Source organism: Carnobacterium sp., from assembly GCF_040274425.1.
Genome location: NZ_JBEMBC010000017.1, coordinates 24,793 through 44,416 on the forward strand (window position 1 = coordinate 24,793; position 19,624 = coordinate 44,416).

General features: G+C 34.9%; 25 protein-coding genes. 3 read left to right on the forward strand and 22 right to left on the reverse strand.

The window, feature by feature from the left end:
* The first annotated feature begins 25 nt into the window (after positions 1 to 25).
* Positions 26 to 157 (forward strand): DUF4044 domain-containing protein, encoded by a 132-nt coding sequence (locus ABS911_RS05265; protein WP_081896484.1) that lies wholly within the window; start codon positions 26 to 28, stop codon positions 155 to 157.
* 73 nt (positions 158 to 230) lie between these two features.
* Positions 231 to 881 carry a peptide-methionine (S)-S-oxide reductase MsrA gene (gene msrA, locus ABS911_RS05270; RefSeq protein WP_350466646.1) on the forward strand — a complete coding sequence of 217 codons (651 nt, stop codon included), beginning with the start codon at positions 231 to 233 and terminating at the stop codon, positions 879 to 881.
* A gap of 93 nt (positions 882 to 974) precedes the next feature.
* On the opposite strand, the gene recN is transcribed toward msrA, so the two are convergent.
* From recN to ABS911_RS05370, 20 genes are all read right to left on the reverse strand, one after another.
* Entirely contained in the window at positions 975 to 2,693 is a 1,719-nt protein-coding gene (gene recN / locus ABS911_RS05275; protein WP_350466647.1) for a DNA repair protein RecN, read from the reverse strand.
* Between the two features lie 34 nt (positions 2,694 to 2,727).
* Positions 2,728 to 3,177, reverse strand: coding sequence for an arginine repressor (gene argR / locus ABS911_RS05280; protein WP_350451943.1), 450 nt, complete (start codon positions 3,175 to 3,177; stop codon positions 2,728 to 2,730).
* A gap of 162 nt (positions 3,178 to 3,339) precedes the next feature.
* A complete protein-coding gene (locus tag ABS911_RS05285) occupies positions 3,340 to 4,167 on the reverse strand; it encodes a TlyA family RNA methyltransferase (RefSeq protein ID WP_350466648.1) in 828 nt (275 codons plus the stop codon).
* A gap of 18 nt (positions 4,168 to 4,185) precedes the next feature.
* A complete protein-coding gene (locus tag ABS911_RS05290; RefSeq protein ID WP_350466649.1) occupies positions 4,186 to 5,085 on the reverse strand; it encodes a polyprenyl synthetase family protein in 900 nt (299 codons plus the stop codon).
* 15 nt (positions 5,086 to 5,100) lie between these two features.
* Entirely contained in the window at positions 5,101 to 5,337 is a 237-nt protein-coding gene (locus ABS911_RS05295; RefSeq protein ID WP_350466650.1) for an exodeoxyribonuclease VII small subunit, read from the reverse strand.
* On the reverse strand, positions 5,334 to 6,674 hold the full coding sequence (xseA, locus tag ABS911_RS05300; protein WP_350466651.1) for an exodeoxyribonuclease VII large subunit: 1,341 nt from the start codon (positions 6,672 to 6,674) through the stop codon (positions 5,334 to 5,336). Before xseA ends, ABS911_RS05295 begins: the two co-directional genes overlap by 4 nt.
* A 116-nt stretch (positions 6,675 to 6,790) precedes the next feature.
* Positions 6,791 to 7,657 carry a bifunctional methylenetetrahydrofolate dehydrogenase/methenyltetrahydrofolate cyclohydrolase FolD gene (gene folD / locus ABS911_RS05305; RefSeq protein WP_350466652.1) on the reverse strand — a complete coding sequence of 289 codons (867 nt, stop codon included), beginning with the start codon at positions 7,655 to 7,657 and terminating at the stop codon, positions 6,791 to 6,793.
* 151 nt (positions 7,658 to 7,808) lie between these two features.
* Positions 7,809 to 8,252: a transcription antitermination factor NusB gene (gene nusB / locus ABS911_RS05310; RefSeq protein ID WP_350466653.1), complete on the reverse strand. Its 444-nt coding sequence runs from the start codon at positions 8,250 to 8,252 to the stop codon at positions 7,809 to 7,811.
* Positions 8,252 to 8,677 carry an Asp23/Gls24 family envelope stress response protein gene (locus ABS911_RS05315; protein WP_013710293.1) on the reverse strand — a complete coding sequence of 142 codons (426 nt, stop codon included), beginning with the start codon at positions 8,675 to 8,677 and terminating at the stop codon, positions 8,252 to 8,254. The genes nusB and ABS911_RS05315 overlap by 1 nt, the downstream gene beginning before the upstream one ends.
* Positions 8,678 to 8,723: 46 nt before the next feature.
* Positions 8,724 to 9,281, reverse strand: coding sequence for an elongation factor P (gene efp, locus ABS911_RS05320; protein ID WP_350466654.1), 558 nt, complete (start codon positions 9,279 to 9,281; stop codon positions 8,724 to 8,726).
* Between the two features lie 92 nt (positions 9,282 to 9,373).
* A complete protein-coding gene (locus ABS911_RS05325) occupies positions 9,374 to 10,435 on the reverse strand; it encodes a M24 family metallopeptidase (protein ID WP_502880502.1) in 1,062 nt (353 codons plus the stop codon).
* A gap of 142 nt (positions 10,436 to 10,577) precedes the next feature.
* Entirely contained in the window at positions 10,578 to 10,997 is a 420-nt protein-coding gene (locus ABS911_RS05330; protein WP_350466655.1) for a hypothetical protein, read from the reverse strand.
* Positions 10,990 to 11,496, reverse strand: a complete 507-nt coding sequence (comGF, locus tag ABS911_RS05335) for a competence type IV pilus minor pilin ComGF (RefSeq protein ID WP_350466656.1) — start codon at positions 11,494 to 11,496, stop codon at positions 10,990 to 10,992. Before comGF ends, ABS911_RS05330 begins: the two co-directional genes overlap by 8 nt.
* Positions 11,441 to 11,743: a type II secretion system protein gene (locus tag ABS911_RS05340; protein ID WP_350466657.1), complete on the reverse strand. Its 303-nt coding sequence runs from the start codon at positions 11,741 to 11,743 to the stop codon at positions 11,441 to 11,443. Before ABS911_RS05340 ends, comGF begins: the two co-directional genes overlap by 56 nt.
* A gap of 25 nt (positions 11,744 to 11,768) precedes the next feature.
* Entirely contained in the window at positions 11,769 to 12,206 is a 438-nt protein-coding gene (comGD, locus tag ABS911_RS05345; protein WP_350466658.1) for a competence type IV pilus minor pilin ComGD, read from the reverse strand.
* Complete coding sequence (gene comGC, locus ABS911_RS05350; protein ID WP_350466659.1) at positions 12,203 to 12,523, reverse strand: competence type IV pilus major pilin ComGC; 321 nt, start codon at positions 12,521 to 12,523, stop codon at positions 12,203 to 12,205. Before comGC ends, comGD begins: the two co-directional genes overlap by 4 nt.
* A complete protein-coding gene (gene comGB / locus ABS911_RS05355) occupies positions 12,520 to 13,578 on the reverse strand; it encodes a competence type IV pilus assembly protein ComGB (protein ID WP_350466660.1) in 1,059 nt (352 codons plus the stop codon). Before comGB ends, comGC begins: the two co-directional genes overlap by 4 nt.
* Positions 13,532 to 14,599, reverse strand: a complete 1,068-nt coding sequence (gene comGA / locus ABS911_RS05360) for a competence type IV pilus ATPase ComGA (RefSeq protein ID WP_350466661.1) — start codon at positions 14,597 to 14,599, stop codon at positions 13,532 to 13,534. The genes comGB and comGA overlap by 47 nt, the downstream gene beginning before the upstream one ends.
* Positions 14,600 to 14,755: 156 nt before the next feature.
* Positions 14,756 to 15,481: a YebC/PmpR family DNA-binding transcriptional regulator gene (locus tag ABS911_RS05365; RefSeq protein ID WP_350466662.1), complete on the reverse strand. Its 726-nt coding sequence runs from the start codon at positions 15,479 to 15,481 to the stop codon at positions 14,756 to 14,758.
* A 103-nt stretch (positions 15,482 to 15,584) separates the two neighbouring features.
* On the reverse strand, positions 15,585 to 16,115 hold the full coding sequence (locus ABS911_RS05370; RefSeq protein WP_350466663.1) for a VanZ family protein: 531 nt from the start codon (positions 16,113 to 16,115) through the stop codon (positions 15,585 to 15,587).
* 206 nt (positions 16,116 to 16,321) lie between these two features.
* Here ABS911_RS05370 and ABS911_RS05375 point away from each other — a divergent pair, with 206 nt between their 5' ends.
* Positions 16,322 to 18,133, forward strand: a complete 1,812-nt coding sequence (locus ABS911_RS05375) for a M3 family oligoendopeptidase (protein WP_350466664.1) — start codon at positions 16,322 to 16,324, stop codon at positions 18,131 to 18,133.
* Between the two features lie 48 nt (positions 18,134 to 18,181).
* On the opposite strand, the gene ABS911_RS05380 is transcribed toward ABS911_RS05375, so the two are convergent.
* Together ABS911_RS05380 and ABS911_RS05385 are read right to left on the reverse strand one after the other, a co-directional pair.
* Positions 18,182 to 19,090: a diacylglycerol/lipid kinase family protein gene (locus ABS911_RS05380; RefSeq protein WP_350466665.1), complete on the reverse strand. Its 909-nt coding sequence runs from the start codon at positions 19,088 to 19,090 to the stop codon at positions 18,182 to 18,184.
* Positions 19,091 to 19,313: 223 nt separating this feature from the next.
* Positions 19,314 to 19,624, reverse strand: a 311-nt coding sequence (locus tag ABS911_RS05385) for an SDR family oxidoreductase (RefSeq protein ID WP_350466666.1), incomplete at its 5' end; no start/stop codon positions are given.

A 19,624-nucleotide genomic window follows, 5' to 3' on the forward strand; every position in this document is an offset into this window, starting at 1 on the left:
CCATATGAAAGTGGGGGATTACCTCGTGGCTACAAAAAACAAAAAATCAGTCTCTAAAACACAACGTTTCACTAAAGTGTTTGTCTGGATTATGCTGATTGCAATGTTAGCTGCAGGATTTATACCTGTTCTAGCTAAACTAATTACTATGAGTTAAAGTTCACCACCTGAAATGATTTTGCTAAAATCGTTTCAGGTGGTTTTTATTTTTATATTTGGAGGTTTACAACATGAAAAATTTTGATAGACAATCGAATAGTACTCAAACTGCTACCTTTAGTATGGGGTGCTTTTGGGGACCCGATAGTCATTTTGGCCATCTTCCTGGCGTCATTCGAACACGTGTTGGTTACGCTGGTGGTACTTTACCTAATCCTACCTATAGATCCATTGGAGACAATTCTGAGACGCTAGAAATTGATTTTGATCCTGAGGTTATTTGTTACTCAGATATTTTAAATTTATTTTGGGACAGTCATGATGCTGTTAAAGACCGCAACTATAAAGGGCGCCAGTATCTTTCAATTGTGTTTTATCATGATTCTGAACAACAAAAGACTGCTACTCAGGTCAAAAAAAACTGGGAAAAGAAATACAATAAACAAATACAAACTGAATTTCTCCCGTACACTCACTTTTATCGAGCAGAAGATCATCATCAAAAATATTTTATGAAACGTTACCCTAAAGCTCTTGAATCAGTAAGCAACCTTTTTCCAACCTATACTGATTATGTTGATTCAACTATTGCTGCACGTTTGAACGGTTTTGTTCGAGAATACGGTCTTTTAACAGATATAAGAAAAGAACTCGAATCTTGGGGATTGAGTGACAATGAAAAACACACTTTAGAGAAACTACTTACAACTATTCGATGGTAAAAAATGCTACTTTATGCTTCTATACCCGTTCTAATAAAAAGAATCCTCTAACCAACGGACTAAAAAATTCGTTGGTTAAAGGATTCTTTACTTTTAATTCAATTGCTTTTGCTTTTGTTTTTCTGTCTCAGCTAAAACAGTTAATTCTTTAGCATGTTCTAAAGTCAGTTTTGTTATTTCAGTACCTGCTAACATACGCGCAATTTCTTTAATTTTTTCTAAAGATACTAAAGAATTGACATGCGTTTTTGTACGATCATTTTCCACACTTTTTGAAATATATAAATGGTTATCTGCCATTGCAGCTACTTGAGGCAAATGCGTAATGCAGAGGACTTGGGAATGAACAGCTACCATATAAATTTTATTTGCAATCGCTTGAGCGACTCGTCCACTAACACCGGTATCTACCTCATCAAATATGATACTAGTGATGCCTTGAGATTTAGAGAAAATGGTTTTCATCGCTAGCATCATGCGAGACAATTCTCCTCCAGAGGCTACCCTAGCTAAAGGTTTTAACGGTTCCCCCATGTTTGTAGCAATATAGAATTCTACCTCATCAAAGCCAGACTCATGCGCAATTTCACTTGCAAAATCTTGAATCGGTTTAAAAAATTGAACTTCAAATACTACTTTTTCCATATACAGTTCTTTTAACTGTTCATGAATGGCTTGTTCAATTTTTTTGGCTACCACTCTACGCTTTTCAGAAAGCTCGCTACCTCGCTTAATCAATTCTTTCGATAAACTGGATAACTCTTTCGTCATATTCGTCAGATGATTTTCACGATTCATAATTTGATTTAATTCTGCCGCAATTTTTTCATAATACGCTTTGATATCTGCAATAGAATCGCCATATTTACGCTTTAGTTGTTTGATGCTCTCAAGTCTTTTTTCAATTTCATTAAGGCGATCCTCATCATATGCTGTTTGATCCATTTCTCTTAAAATATCACTAGCAGCTTCTTGGAGCTGAAAGTAACTACTTGAAATCGCTTCTGACAAGACTTTGTATTTTTCATCTATTTCTTCGAGAGAACTCATTTCAGTCATAGCATTTCCAATCAAGTCAATCCCGTTGACTTCATCTCCTTGCAAAGCGTCGTAACTCATCGATAATGCTGACATGATTTTTTGATAATTGGCTAATAAATTTTTTTCTTCCAACAGCTCTTCTTCCTCACCATCAAGAAGTTCAGCCATTTCAATTTCATTTGTCTGGTACTGAAGCATATCTAATCGTTGTGCTAATTCTTGTTCTCCATTTTGCCATTTATCAAAGGCTTTTTTTACTTTTTTATAGTCTGCATAAGTTTCTTGATAATTCTTTTTTAACATTACTAATTTCTGATCACCAAAATGATCTAACATACTTAAATGACGTTCTGGATTCATTAATTCTTGATGTTCGTTTTGTCCGTGAATGTCAATAATCGATTCTCCAATTAGACGCAAGGTAGCGATCGTTACTAAACGACCATTGATTCGACAAACGTTTTTACCACTACGATGAATGTCACGCTGAATAATCACACTATCTTCTTCACTATCAATATCATAGTCTTTTAGTAACTTATAAGTAATGGAATTTCCTTCTAATGAAAATAACGCTTCTAGAACACATTTAGTTGCACCATGACGAATAAATTCACTGGATCCTCTTCCACCTGCAAGCAGCCCAACCGCATCAATAATAATCGATTTTCCTGCCCCTGTTTCTCCGGTTAAAACAGTCATACCACGGTTAAAACTAAGATTCAAATCTTGTATGATTGCAAAATCTTTAATTGTTAATTCCTGAAGCACTGTTTAACACCTCCAATACTTCTTTCTTGCTTTCTTAAATTAATTGTATAAAATGATTTTTCAACTGGAGTGCTTCTTCATTAGAACGGCAAATAATCAGTACTGTATCATCTCCTGAGATAGCTCCAAAGACACTGTCAAAATTTGAAGTATCAATTAAACTGCCTAGAGCAAAAGCATTTCCAGGAATGGTTCGAATGAGCAGAAAACAATCTTGCGTATCCATAGAAACAAAAGCATCTTTAAATAAACGTTCCAACTTTTTCGATGTATCATATTGAATATCAGGCGGTAAACTATATTGATATCCTCCTGTTTGAGAGGGAACTTTAACTAATTGGAGTTCTTTAATATCACGCGAAATAGTTGCTTGTGTTACTTCTATACCCTTTTCTTCTAATATACGTACAAAGTCTTCTTGTTTTTCAATAACATTTTCTTTAATCAACTCTTGTAACAAATGATGACGTTCTCTCTTTTTCATGTTTCCACCTCATTTTCATAACCACTATTATTCATTTAATACTCCTATCATAGCGCACTTAATTCAGATAGAAAAGAAAAAATAAAAGAAATCAAAACAAAAAGCCCTAAAAATTAAAAATAAAATACGAATGTACCAATCTTAGCTAGTACATCCGTTATCTTATTTTTTTTCATTTTTTAATGTAGCGTATGCTTCTCTTAAAACAGATTCTATCTCGACAGACCCAGCAAGATCACCTTTTGTTTTGTCATTCCATTTTAAATGAGCTAAAAATTCAATGTTGCCTTCTCCGCCTGTAATAGGAGAAAATGTCAAATTCATTACATCGTATCCAATGTTTGTTGCAAATGAAAGCATATCTGTCAAAACTTGCTCATGAACTTGTTTATCACTGACAATTCCTTTTTCACCAACATCTTCACGATGTGCCTCAAATTGAGGTTTAATCAAAGCCAATACATCTCCACCAGAAGCAATTATGTTTTTTAGCACGGGGAGAATCACGCGTAAAGAAATAAATGAAACGTCAATAGATGACAAATTGGGTCTGCCTTTTGAAAAATCTTCTGGCTTGCAATACCTAAAGTTCGTTTGCTCCATCACTACGACTCTTGGATCTTGGCGTAGTTTCCAAGCTAACTGATTCGTCCCTACATCTAAAGCATAACTCAATTTAGCTCCGTGTTGCAAAGCAGCATCTGTAAATCCTCCAGTAGAAGAACCAATATCTAACATGGTTTTGTCTTTAATGGTCACATCAAAAACTTTCATAGCCTTTTCTAATTTGAATCCGCCTCGACTGACATAACGAGAGTGTTTTCCTTTTAAATGAAGCTTCGTCTCAGAAGGAATTTTTTCCCCAGCAGTATCGATCCGCTCTTCTTTTTCTGTATATACCTGACCAGCCATAATGATACTTTTAGCTTTTTCAATAGACTCTACAAGTCCTTGTTCGACTAAGAGGATATCTACTCGTTCTTTTTTCATGTGACGGTTCCCACCTTTTTAATCGATCACCAAAAGATCAATAATTTCTACCAATAAATTAATTTGAACCGGTCTATCTGAATCTCGACTAATTTGTTCCACAGTCAATAAGTTTAATTTTGCAGCTGTTAGCTCTTGATTTAAAGCCTTTTTAGCTCCTTCAAGTGTTAACAAACCTGGATAAGTGCTCTTATTGTGTACTGCATCCATCCCAGTGTTTTTGCCGATTTCTTCTACATTTCCGATCACATCCAAAATGTCATCGCGAATTTGATAAGCTAATCCTATATGTTCAGCATACCCCATCAATTGCTCTTCTACATCTGTTGCTGCGTCAGCAATTACACATGCTGCGTAAATGGGAAATTTTAACAATTCACCGGTTTTATTTCGATGAATAAATTGCAATTCTTCCAAGTTTAAGTCTTTTTTTTCACCTTGAATATCTGCCATTTGCCCTAAAATCATACCTTCTGGACCAGCAGATTTTGCTAATGCTAGAATCAATTTCACTTTTTTTTCTGGAGAAGCATCTGATGCCGCAATGATCTCAAAAGCTTGTGTTAGCAAAGCATCACCAGCTAAAATTGCTGTATCTTCACCATAAACAATATGACTTGTCGGTTTTCCTCTACGCAAATCATCATTATCCATAGCTGGCAAATCATCATGAATCAAGGAATACGTATGGATAAACTCTAGAGCCGCACTCACGGCATACCCATTTCTACTATCGCCGCCCAACGATTGAATCGTTGCTAAAAGAAGCAAAGGTCGAATTCTTTTCCCACCAGCTTCCAAGGAATAAAACATGGCTTCATGTAATGGTTCTTTTTCAGTTCCATTCTCTCCAATATATCCAAGCATTTCCTCTTCAAATGATGGAATCACGTTATCTTTAAAAGACTTTAAATTCATATCGGCCCTCTTTTCTTAATTGCTTTCACTTTCATCCTCAAACAATTTTTCTTTGCCGTTTTCATCGACTATTTTCGTTAGGGTTTGTTCTGCATTTTGTAAAGTCTCCTTACAAAATTTACTTAGACTAACGCCTTTTTGAAATTGATCCAATGCTTCTTCCAACGGAACATCTCCACGTTCCAAGTTTGTTACGATTTCTTCTAATTGCTGCATGGCTTCTTCAAATTTTAATTTCTTTGCTGTACTCATTTAGATTCCTCTTCTTTCTTTATCACTTTTGCCTCAAAACTTCCTTTGTGCAAATGAATGTGTATCTTATCTTCTACTTCAACTTGTTTACTGTCTTTAATAACCTTACCATCTTTTGTCGCATAACTGTAGCCGCGATTCATAATTTTTAAAGGGCTTAGATAATCTAGCGATTGAACAGCGTATTGAAATCGCTTAGTCTGATTTTCCATATACCATTCCATTTGAGTCGTCAATTGCCTGTTCATTACACTTAAATCACTGTGCTTTTGTTTGACTAACTGTGCCGGATTTTGTGCATTTAACTGCAACATGTGTACGTTAAGATCATTTTTTAATTGCTGATTTTTTTCTTCCATTGCTCGAACGAGCCTTTCAGTTAACAAATCTAACTTTTGAGCATACCCCTCATATAACCGCTGCGGTTGATTAAAAATATAAGAATTCAACTGGCTTGTTAACCGTTGATTTAAGATTTCCACTTTTCGCGCATAGCTTTGAACAAGCCGCAATTTTAATTGTTCAATTTTGATCAACTCATCAGACAACAAAGGAACAGAAATTTCTGCTGCTGCAGTCGGAGTTGCAGCACGCACATCTGCCACTAAATCCGAAATGGTCGTATCTGTTTCATGCCCTATAGAAGAAATGATCGGTGTTTGAGCTCCAAATATCGCACGTGCAACTTTCTCCTCGTTGAAAGGCCATAGATCTTCAATCGAACCCCCACCACGTGCAAGGATCATTGTGTCAAAATCACCTTTTTCTTCTACCATACGGATACTTGACACAATTGCATCTGCCGCTTTATTTCCTTGTACAAGAGTAGGATAAATAACCAATTGAACTATAGGAAATCGTCTTTTTATTGTAGTCATAATATCCCGTATTACTGCACCGCTAGGGCTCGTTACTACCGCAATCCGTTTAGGGAAAGTAGGAATCAATTGTTTTGGAGCATCAAAAAGCCCTTCATTTTTAAGTTTTTTCTTCATTTCTTCTAAAGCTTGGTAGAGAGCGCCAACTCCATCTGGTTCCATATGTTCAATCGTTATTTGATAATTTCCACTTGCCTCGTATAACGAGATCCGTCCAATAACCAGTACTTTCATTCCTTCTTCAGGAGTAAATTTAAGTTTTTGGAAAGCTGCTTTAAACATAATTGCAGAAATCTTGGCATGATCATCTTTTAAACTAAAGTATTGATGAGCATTTGCCCTATTTCGAAAGTTAGAAATTTCTCCTGTCAAATAGATTCGTTCTAAATAAGGGTCCCGTTCAAATTTTCGTTTAATGTATTTAGTCAATGCGGTGACCGTCAAGTAATCATTTGACAATTTATTCACTCCTCTTAACAGCATTGCATAAATTGAAAACAGCTCTTTATTCGTTGTTTTTAATTATCGTTAAATCTGGCTTATTCTCAGCCTTTTTAAGAACGATTTTTTATGCCTTACATTTTTTTTGGTAATGCGCCAATCTTTTTTGCACTTTCAATGGTTTGATAAAGCAACATAGTGATAGTCATGGGTCCTACACCTTTGGGAACAGGAGTTAAATAACCTGCAACTTCAGCTACTTCGTCACTTTTGACATCACCGATCAATTTTCCGTTTTTATCACGGTTCATTCCTACATCAATCACCGCAGCACCTGGTTTGATAAATTCTTTTGTTACAAAATGTCCTCTGCCAATTGCTACAACTAAGATATCAGCCGTACGGGCTAGTGCAGCTAAGTTTTTTGTTCTAGAATGAGCAACAGTTACTGTAGCATTCTTCATCATTAAAAGTTGAGCCATCGGTTTTCCGACAATATTACTGCGTCCTATGATCACTGCTGTTTTGCCTTCAATTTCTACCTGATAACGCTCCAACAATTTTATAATGCCATATGGTGTGCACGGTATTTTATCTGGTTTCCCTATTAGTAATTTCCCCATGTTTATAGGATGGAAACCATCCACATCTTTTACCGAATCGATTGCATTTACTACATTTTCTGAATCGATTTGTTTAGGTAATGGCAGTTGCACTAAGATACCATGAAAGGCTGGGTCTTCATTATAGTGATTGACTTCATTTAGTAATTCTTCTTCTGTTATATCTATTGGATAGCGTTTAATGAGTGAATGAAATCCTAATGCTTTTGCACGTTTTTCTTTGTTTCTTACATACGTTTGACTTGCAGGATCTTCACCAACTAATAAGACAACTAAGCCAGGAGTAATTCCTTTCTCCTTGAGTTGATTGACATCATTTTGCATCTCGATCGTCATTTCATCGGCCAATGTTTTACCACTCATGATTGTTGCGCTCATAAAGAATCCCATCCTTTTCATATCACTTAAAGTAACTAAACTTTTCCTTATCTATCTTATCATAAGAATTAGATCAGATACACCCTCAAATCTATCTCGTGAAACTTTTTATACAACGTAGCTTATTCAAAAAAAACAGTGAAAACAAAGCTTATTCAGCTTCATCTTCACTGTTCTCATTTACTATGTTTGCTAAAACACCATTAACAAATTTTCTAGATTTTTCATCACTGTACTTTTTGGTAATTTCTAGTGCTTCATTCAATGCAACTCTGTCTGGTACATCTGAAACATACATCATCTCAAAGATTGCAATTCGAATAATCATTAAATCTGTTTTAGCAAGACGATTTAATGACCAATTCTCTAGGTGAGATTTGATTTTTTCATCGATCTCATCTTGTTTTTCCATTACACCTGATACAAGCAAATCTAAATAACTTGGTACCAGAACTGTTTCAACTTCATCAACTAACTCATCTTCACTAGTCAACGCTTGTTGCATAGCTTCTTCTTTAGATAAATCTTCATTAGCAGAAAGTTGAAAAAGTGATTGTAAGGCTTTTTCTCTAATATCACGTCGTGTTAAACTCACTATTCGTCACCATCTTCTTCTTGATCAAGATCTAATAATTCTTGTAATTCTGTTTTTTCTGGGACAATGCCTACAATATGAACATTTACTTCAGCTAATGTTATATCTGTCATTTGCAACAATTGCTCTCTTACTTTTTCTTGAATTTCTAAAGCAACTTTTGGTACCGATACGCCATAAATAAAGTAGCAGTAAATATCTACTTTCAAGCCATCTTCATCGGATGTTAGATGAACACCTTTTTTGTGGTCTACTCGACCAAACAATTCAGAAACACCAGAAGCAAGTTTTCCTTGCATTGCATAGACTCCATCTACTTTATTTGCAGCAATGCCAGAAATCACTTCAATTACCTCAGGAGCTACTTCAATTTCTCCAAGTGTACCTTTAGTATCATTTATTGCAACTGTCGATTCTTCAGCCATTTGGCAAACCTCCTATATTTACTAATTTCATTTTAAAATCGAATGATTATGCACGAGAAACGTAAGAACCATCTTGAGTATTGACAATCAACACGTCATCCACATTGATAAAGAAAGGGACATTTACGGATGTTCCAGTTTCTAAAATTGCTGGTTTTGTTCCACCTGAAGAAGTATCCCCACGAATACCAGGTTCAGTTTCAGCTACACGCAATTGTACTGTATTTGGCAATTCAACACCTAGTACTTCTGTATCATACATTAAAATGTGAACTTCCATATTTTCTTTCAAATATTTTAATTCCTCAACAATAGAATCACCTGGTATTTCGATTTGTTCATATGACTCATTATCCATAAATACATATGCGCCAGCACTTTCATATAAATACTGCATTTTGCGGTTATCAATTTGAGCTTTTGCTACTTTTTCTCCTGCACGGAAAGTTTTTTCTTGTACTGCACCAGAACGTAAATTTTTAAGTTTTGAACGTACAAAAGCAGCACCTTTACCTGGTTTTACATGTTGAAAATCGACAACACGCCAAATTGCGCCGTCTACTTCGATCGTTAATCCTGTTTTAAAATCATTTACTGAAATCATTTAATTTCCTCCTATGAGTCCGTTCCTATTTTTCTGTATAAGTGTATCATTTTTTCAGTGTTCTGCCTAATAAATTGTCGATTTAAATCACGTTATAATATGATAAGTTCTTTTGGAGAGTGAGTGATGACTTCATTTCCATTTTTAGTAATTACTAAATCGTCTTCAATTCTTACTCCACCAAAGCCTGGTAAATAAATTCCGGGTTCATTGGTAATGACATTCCTAGGTACAAATCGTTTTTCTGCTAACTTAGAAACGTTTGGTCCTTCATGAATTTCTAATCCAATTCCATGGCCAGTTGAATGACCAAAGGCTTCACCATAACCATATTTAGCAATATGATCGCGGGCAACAGCATCTAATTGGACACCAGTCATGCCTGGTTTAGCTGCATCAATAACTTTCAATTGTGCTTCTAATGTAATAGCATAAATTTCTTTTAACTTTTCACTTGGTTCACCTACTGCAATTGTTCTCGTCATATCCGAAACATATCCTTCATAGTAACAACCAAAATCCATTGTTACAAAATCGCCTGTTTCAATCTTCTTATGACTTGCTACCCCGTGAGGCATTGCTGAACGAATACCGCTAGCAACAATCGTTTCAAATGAAACCCCCGTTGCACCTAGACCGCGCATATGAAAATCTAATAGATTAGCTACTTCAATTTCTGTCATTCCAGGTTTGATTTCTCCCAGAATATACTTGAATGCTGCGTCAGAAATAGAACATGCTTTTTTAATAGTTTCAATTTCCGTTTCACTTTTAACTTCTCTAAGTTCTTCAATCAATCCTTTTACTGGGATCAATTCACCTGAAATAATTTGTTCTAGTAATTCAAATGTACTAAACGTAACAAAATCCTGTTCAAATCCTAACTTTTCAATCTTATTTTCGTCTACTAATCGTGCTACCTCATTAAAAATTGGGCCCACGTTAGTAACGATTTCAAAACCTACAGCTTGAGTTGCTACTTGTTCAGTATATCTAAAATCTGTCACAAAATAAGCTTTATCCAATGTAATCAAGCTTAAACCTGTTGTACCTGTAAAGTTGGAAACATAACGCAAATTATAAGGACTAGTTACTAATAATGCATCAATCCCTCTTTTTTTCATGCCTTCACGTAATTTAATTAATTTAGACATTATTCCTCACTCCTCCACTTATATGTATCTGATTTATTGGTTGAATTAGCCACTTCTATTCAAATAGTATATCAAATACCACCACAAAAAGAAATAACCTCATCTAAGCTTCCAATGAAGTTACTTCGATTTCTTCTATAAGTTAGTTTTCAATTGGTAAAATGTGGTTTAATTCTTTATCTTCTTTGTCTTCTTTGTCTTCTTTGTCTTCTTTGACTTTTAGTTCTTCCGTTATCTGTGGAGTTAATTCGACTTCTAGCTGTTTTGAAAACACATCTTTAAGCGTTCCATTTAAGATAAACACGTTCGCCTCTTTTCGTTGAATAGCCACTATTCCACTAGGAAATGTAACAATACCATTTTGAATTTTTTTATCTAACTCATATTGATGATTAAGTTCAATTTTAGCTAGAATCAACATGCTTTCTACTTCATAGTAGTGTTTCGTCATTCTTAACTGATTTATTTGATTCTCAAAAACTCTATTCGTACCTAAAGTCATGATGCTCATTAGTAAAAGAAATACCATTACAGATGGCAACACAGCACCTTTTTCATTCATCTTGAATACCCATTAAATTACGATCAATACCTAATTGCGCATGATAGGTCTCTTGATTTAAAAATGTTACAGTTACCTCTAAAAATGATTTTTTTTGAACAAAGTTAATCGATTTTACTTTCATGAGCATAGGATGATGACCTCCCGATTCTGTTCGACGTCTAACTAAATTATCATATTTTTCATAATAGACCATCTCTTTAAATTGCCCTTTCTCATCCAACAGTTTAAACTGCAGTTCATTAGGTTTTGTATTGACCAAAACGAGTCCTTCTAAACTATACTCAAATTGGTTTAAGAACATATGCCATTCAAGCTGCCGATCTTCGAAAGTCTGTTTACGAATCGTTTTGTATTGAGTTGTGACAACATTTAAGAGAGCAATACAGAGGACTAAAATAAATAACGCTACTAATGCTTCTATCAATGTAAATCCTTTTTGATCAAGGGCTGGACGTTTGAAACGAGCGGACTTCAATGAAAATTTCTTCGTTTTCATAGTTTATCCGTACCCCTTTTCGACTACTGTTTGTCAGTTGATTAATGGTAAAAATCTTTCCCCCTGTTTTCCAGGTAGGATCTATTGCTTGGTGCTGTTCAATCTTTTGTATTTGTTCATACTGGATACGGTGCATTTCAACGGCTGTTTTTTCTGCGTCTACTTTTTTTAGCATGCCTACAATGAACGGAATATAAATAGCGATGCACAAACTCACTAAAGAAAAAGCTACTAAACTTTCAATCAATAAATACCCCTTTTGATTTAGTTTCTTATTGCCATTTATATCGGCCACTCCCTAACTGAAAAGTCATTGTATGTCTTTGTTTGTTGATAAAAAAAACTAATGTATCAAAATTTCTTAAGTTTCCAGTATAACCATTAAAATGATACGTTTTATACGTAGGGGTTGTAATAGTTTCTGGTAAATAAATCAGCTGATTTAATGCGTTCTTCTCATCTCCAATAACTTTAAATTGAACTGTCTTATATTGAGAAGACACAGTCATCATGGTTACTTGTCCAGATAAAACAGCATAATTTTGAATAGCTGTCATATGACTTTGAAATTCTTCAATAAATAGCTGATTCTCTAACTGATCTTTAGTTTGTTTGGTATAAATAGTTGGAATCAGTACTAAAACAGTTGCAACGAATAGGACAAGGAGCATCTCAAGAAACATCATTCCCTTTTCGTTTAAAGGTTTCATTCTCTTTTGCTCGAGCTTACGACACCATTCGTGATAGTAATAGATTTTGCAGTGGCTTGTTTCACTTGTTTAGCAGATAAATAGCCTTGCTGCTGTAATGAATCTAAGGAAACAGCCGCTTCTTGACCATCTAATTCATAAAGCTCTACTTGCGTTTGGATAACAGTCACTAAGGCTTCTGTGCCTTGAACGTCAATAGAATCTTTTTGTTTCACTATATTTGGAACGATACGGAGCATCAATACTGAAATAATAAATAAAACCATTACCATTTCAATAAGCGTAAATCCTTTTTGATTCAGTATTTTTTTCTTCATAAAATCCCCTCCATCATTGAGAATGTTGGCAATAATAAAGCTAAATAAACACACATAATAAAAAAAGCAATAATTAAAAAAATGATTGGCTGAATGTAACTAAGTAACTTTTGGATTTGCACTGTTAATCTTAGTTGACAATCTTGGGCGTACACAGCTAATTCGATTCCTAATCGACTAGTCGCTTCGCCATGCATGATGATAAAACCTAATTCACGATTAAAAAAAGTAAAGCTGCTCATCGATTCTTTAAAATCTCGACCTGCTCTCAGCTCCTTTTCCATCTTAAAAGCTACTTCTTGCATCAGTTGAGTTGTTTCCTTCGTCTGCATTAATTCAATAATTTTATTCATTTGATGACCGCTTTTTAATAATTGGCTCCATTCATAACTAAATAAATTTGTGTAGTAGAGTCGTAATAGTGTTGAGAGAATCGGAATTTTCATAAACACAACGGTGCGTTGAAGTGCAGTTTGTTTCCCTAATTGGTGACGAATCACTAAAACCATTAAACAAACAACCACTGTAAGAATGCCTAGAAAGGTTGGGAAATAATAAATAAATCCTATTGAAAATGTGTTAATAATAGAACCCTGATTCGCATTCATTTGTTCATAATTGGGTAGTATCATAAATCGAATAGCCATTAAAATACCAATCATAAAAAGCAATAAAAAAATAGGATACTGCAACAATTTAGTTAATTGGCTTCGCTGCTTCTCTTTCTCTTCTAAGTAGTTCCCACTGGCTGCCAATGCTTCTGTCAGATTTCCATGGATAAACGATAAGTAAATTTGAGAAGAGATTCGTTCAGAAAAACCATGTTTTTTCAAACTATTATCAAACCGTTCTCCATTTTCTAGTTCTTCAAGAATCGATTGAATCCATAGAACTTCTTTTGGTAAAATCATTTTTAAAAATAACAATGCCTCTTTTAGAGAGAACCCTTCTGTCATCAGTACAGAAAGTTTATTTAAAAATGCTGCCTGTACAGCCAATGATCTCTTTTTAAGGAATTTGGAATTGAATATAATTTTTTTCACTGACATAGCCATATGCGTACGCCTTTCTTAATAATAAGTTAAAAGACCTTGTTTGTTTTTCTTGGATTTCTTCTTCTGAGTGTGTCTGAGAGAGAAATTGTTTGAGTTCTTTTCTCGATAAAACATCATATAAAATCGCTCTTTTTTCATATAGATTGTTGTGTGCGCATCCAGGATCACAGTCTCCATTGCAAAATGGGCAATATTTTGGGATCAACTTTTGAAATACCACACCAAGTAACGTTTGTTTTAGTTGTTCTTGTGATACACCTAGTTCTAACAGGCGAGAAACAACCCCTACAGTATTCTTAGCATGAACGCTTGCAATGATCAGATGTCCTGTTAGAGCTCCTCTAATTACCATTTTTGCTGTTTCTTCATCTCTTATTTCACCAATAATAATAGTATCCGGATGATGTCGTAAACTAGACTTTAAAAGTGTCTCATAAGTGATTCCAGCTTTTTCATTAACTTGTGTTTGTAAAAATAACGGTTCTTCAATCTCTACTGGATCCTCGACAGTAATGACTTGTTGCTTACTTATCAAATAGCTTTCACGAACAAGTTGATACATCGTTGTTGTTTTTCCTGATCCAACTGGTCCGGAAAAAATCAGCAATCCACTATTAAATTGAGCCAATTGCTCGATCACTTGTACTTCCTTTTTAAAATAGGTTGTTTTCAATAACGATAAATGAGCAGCTGGATTTAAAATTCTGATTACCATCGATTCTTGAGCACGGAAATTTGTGATTGTTGAAAATCGTAAAGCTGTAGGCTTTCCATTTATTAGCAGCTGTGAAGCTCCACTTTGAGGTTTTCTTCGCTCTCCAACATCCATATTTGATAAATATTTAAAATAAGAAATAACCCGTTTCCCGTTTTCTTCAGGTATACTATTCCAAGAGCTCATTTTCCCACCAATTCGAAAATACAAACTGTAATGATCTTCCTCAGGTAACATATGAATGTCGCTAGTTCCTATTTCTTGAGCTTTTACAATAATATATTGAGCAAACTCTTCAATTTCCATTCTTATTCCTCCTTTCCTTTTAATTCTTTTAATGCTCTTAGTTTAAATGTATGTAAATGACAAAGAATTTCGTTATTCTTTCTACTGCTTTATATGCAAAGAAATCCGTGCCTTTCTATAATTGCTAGAAAGGCACGGATTTCTTTTAAATTATTATTATAATTCAGCGTTGTGAAAAACTTCTGACACATCGTCATCTTCTTCAAGTTTGTCGATCATTTGATTAAATAAAGCTTTTTTATCTTCCGGTAACTGAACTGTTGTTTGTGGAATCATCGTTACTTCAGCTTGCGCTAATGTATAGCCCTCTTTTTCTAAAGCATCACGCACATCTGGTAAATCAGAAGGATCAGTGTAAATTTCAAATACTTCATCTGATGTTTCCATTTCATCTCCGCCAGCTTCTAAAACACTCATCAACATCGTGTCTTCATCTACATCTAAACCTTCACGTTCAATGGCAATGTAGCCTTTACGGTCAAACATGTAGCTAACAGAACCTTTTTCACCTAATGAACCACCATTTTTATTAAAAGCGACACGGACATTCGTTCCTGTACGATTTAAGTTGTCAGTCAAAGTGTGCACCAAAACAGCCGTTCCTTTTGGACCATAACCTTCATAGATCACTTCATCATAATTTTCATTTTCACCAGTTGCACTGCCTTTTTTTATAGCACGTTCAACATTATCATTTGGCATATTATTCGATTTAGCTTTATCCATAACCATACGTAATGAAGGATTTATGCTCGGATCAGATCCACCACTTTTCACAGCCATGTAGATTTCTCTTGATATTTTTTGGAATACTTTTCCGCGTTTTGCATCTTGTGCATTTTTACGCCCTTGGATATTGCTCCATTTTGAATGTCCTGACACTCCAAACTCCCCATTTCATAGTATATGTGTATTAAGCTAGAATAAATAGCCTTACTTATTTTATCAAAAATCCTGTTATAGAGCAACTATTCATATGTATTCGTTACCGCTTGGATTTTTTAAATATCCGCTTAGACTGCTTCTTTTTAGAAATAAACATAAAGAATGCCAAAGCTAAAAGAATACTTGTAAGGGCACCTGTTGCGTCTAAAATAACATCTTCCATCAATGGTGTTCGATCTGGCGTAATACTTTGATGAAATTCATCAAATGCGGCATAACCCGATGCTAATAACCATGCTACAAAGGCTGCTAATCCAATACTCGTCATTTTATTTTTTAATCCTAAAAACCAACACAATCCTAATAAAAAATAAATTCCATAATGAGCTAATTTTCGAATGAAAAATTCCACAAATGAACTGTATCCTTGGGCGGCAATGCTCACTTCACTACCTGCATAATTAAATTGGATATAGCTTAATACGTCTTTCAATGGTTCTTTAGCTAAGAAGGTATCCAATACACCTGTTAATGATTGTTCTCCGTAGGGCTGAGAAGAACTATAAAATAATCCCGCCATAATTATCAGTGCAAGTGCAATAAAAATATTGTCTTTTACAGTAGATCGCATCTTTATTTTCCTTCTTCCATACTTTTTTTAATTATTTTATCTATCATTATATTATCTGTTTCTATTTTACATGAACTGAAATTGATTTTGGTAGTTATTTTCAAGTCACTTTATGAAAATTGGCTACTTTAACTTATTGTTGGTTTTAAAACTACTACAAACTAGAGTATAATAAATGTATTCAGAACTAGAAAGGAAGTTACGATATGAAATACAGTATGACATGGGATCTTGAATCTATTTTCCCTGGTGGCAGCAGTTCACCTCAATTAAAAGAAAAGTTAGATACAATTCGAGGTCAGTTAGATGAGTTAACTCGTTTAGTTACTAACTGGGATACAGAAAAAGACACCCCAACGTTTAAAAATTTAGTTGATATCTTACTAGTTCAAGAAGAACTATCAAAGGGACTTTCGCAAGTTTTCACCTTTATAGAAGCGGTACAATCTGCAGATGTATCTGATAAACAAGCAGGTACTATTTCAGGACAAATCTTTGAACTAAATAGTGCTTTCAGTACCCTTCAAACCATTTTGACGAAAAAAATGGTTGCTATGCCGGATGATAAATGGAATGAATTAATTGAATTGCCTGCTTTTAAAGCAATCGACTTTAGTCTAAATGAAACACGTACACAAGGCAAAGAATTGCTAAGCGAAGCAGAAGAAGCTTTGATCAATACGCTATCTATTGATGGATTTCAAGGATGGAGTGACCATTACGATTCATTAGTAGCAACAATAGAAATTCCTTTTAAAGACAGCGAAGGACAAGTTCAACTTTTATCTGCCGGACAAGCTTACAATAAAATGAATACCGATCCTGACAAAGCTGTTCGTGAACAACTATTCAAAAAATGGGAAGAAACATGGAAAGGTATGGCTCCTTTATTTAGCGACACGCTAAATCATCTAGCAGGATTTCGTTTAGCTGATTATAAAGCTCATGGCGTTAAAGATTTTTTGAAACGCCCATTAGAATACAATCGTATGAAGCAAGAAACGTTAGATACGATGTGGAAAGCTGTTAGCGAGCAGAAACAACCTTTTATTGATTACTTGAATCGGAAAGCTCAATTAATCGGAAAAGATAAATTGTCTTGGCAAGATACGGAAGCACCTGTAATCATTGGTGATGCAGCAGCTAAAGTTTACCCTTATGATGTTGGGGCTGATTTCATTGTTGAAAATTTCAGGAAATTCAGTGGGAAGATGGCTGACTTTGCTCAATATGCTTTTGATCATAATTGGATTGAGGCCGAGGATCGTGGTGGAAAAAGACCTGGTGGTTACTGCTCAGAATTACCAGAAAGCAAAGAATCACGTATTTTCATGACGTATGCTGAATCACCTAGCGAGGTATCTACTTTAGCCCATGAATTGGGTCATGCTTTTCATAGTCATGTGATGACTGATTTGCCGACACTTAATCAGCAATATGCCATGAACGTTGCTGAAACAGCAAGTACTTTTGCAGAAATGATCGTAGCTGACGCCACCGTTAAAGAAGCTGCTTCAAAAGAAGAAAAAATCACCTTATTGGATACTAAAATACAAAATGCCTTAGCTATGTTTTTAAACATCCATGCTCGCTTCTTATTTGAAACTAGCTTTTATAAAGAACGTCAAAATGGAATCGTTACAGACGAACGCCTCAGTGAATTAATGGAAGAAGCACAAAAAGAAGCTTACCAAGATTCATTAAGTGAATATCATCCTCATTTTTGGGCTAGTAAACTTCACTTCTTCATTGCTGACGTTCCTTTCTATAATTTTCCATATACATTCGGTTATTTATTCAGTCTAGGAATTTATGCGCGTTCATTAGAAGAAGGTGCTGGCTTTGAAGATAAATACATCGCGTTGTTGAGAGATACAGCTTCAATGTCTACAGAAGACTTAGCTATGAAACATTTAGCTGTAGACTTAACAAAACCTGATTTCTGGGAAGCTGGTATTGCCATCATGAAAAACGATGTCTCTACTTTTATGGAATTAACCGAAGAATACGTTAAGTAATAGTAAAGAACTGCGACAATCTTTAAAATGATTGTCGCAGTTCTTTTTTTATTCGTCTTTTGTATCCTTTGGAACGAAGATAGTAATATGGCGAGGCAGAACTTGAATATTAAGAGGAAGTTTGTCTCCTTCATCTCCGTCAATATTGCTTACTACCTGATTGTCTTCTTCAGAAACAGAAAGTTTTCCTGATCTGAATTTTTTATACAGTGTTTCATTTGCATCAATCGCATTTCCTGAGATAACTTTGGGAACTAATTTAAGCTTATCTATTAGCGTTTTGCCTTTTAATACTATTAAATGCAAGTAGCCATCATCAACTTTTGCATGGGGCAACATTTTTTCAAATCCACCAACAGAATTTGTCAATGCGATAAGCACCAAACTAGATTCTTGTTCATAAATCTCATCATCTAATTCTAATTTAAATGTATAACTTTGACCGTCGCTAAATGCTTTTGCTCCCTCAATAAAATAGGCTAGAGAACCTAATCTTGTTTTTTGATCCGCACCTACATTTTTGACAGCTTCTGGAATTTTTCCAATAGCAATGACGTCTACAAAATAAGAATCGTTTACTTTTCCAATATCTAGTTCTTTTGTGATTGCATCTGGCAATATCCGAATGGCTGTTGCTGGGTCAAGTGGTATACCCAATGCACGACCTAAATCATTAACTGTACCTAAAGGGACAATCCCAAGCTTTGGACGGTACTCCTCTTCAGCTAATCCACTTATTGTTTCATTGACTGTTCCATCACCACCCATTACAAAAACTGCTTCTACTCTTTCTTTAGCAGCAGATTTAGCAAATGCTTCAGCATCGCCGCCTTTTGTTGTTTCCTTAAGTACAACTTCATCATATAATGGTTCCAATACTTCTAAAGCGAGTTTAGAATACCCATTTCCTTTTTCTCCTCCAGAAGAAGGATTTACGATCAATACAGCCTTTTTCATTTTTCATCAACCTTTCCTACTTCTAAATAAAACTTGTTTTTTTATATAGTTAGTTTAACTTAAGCTCTACACTATTGCTATAAAAAGACATTTCTTAGTTAACGAAAAAAGCAGCATACAAGGATAAAAAATGCCTCGTATACTGCTCTTTTATTGTTTAGTTTATAAGATAATCGTTCTATTTTTCAGTCTATTTTAATCTCACCTTTACAGTATGCTAATTTTAACCATTCACTACTGTACCGCCATTTACATGAAGAACTTGTCCACTTACATAACTAGAATCTTCACTGGCTAAATAAACATAGGTAGGAGCAAGTTCATATGCTTCACCTGCTCGTTTCATTGGAACTGATGCTCCAAACTCTTCTTTATCATCATTTGGGGTAGTTGCCGGAATTAAAGGTGTCCATATTGGACCAGGTGCTACAGCATTAACTCGAACTTTCTTATCAATGATTTCTTGATTTTGTGAAAGCGAACGAGTAAAGGCTACTATAGCACCTTTAGTAGATGAATAATCTAATAAACCTG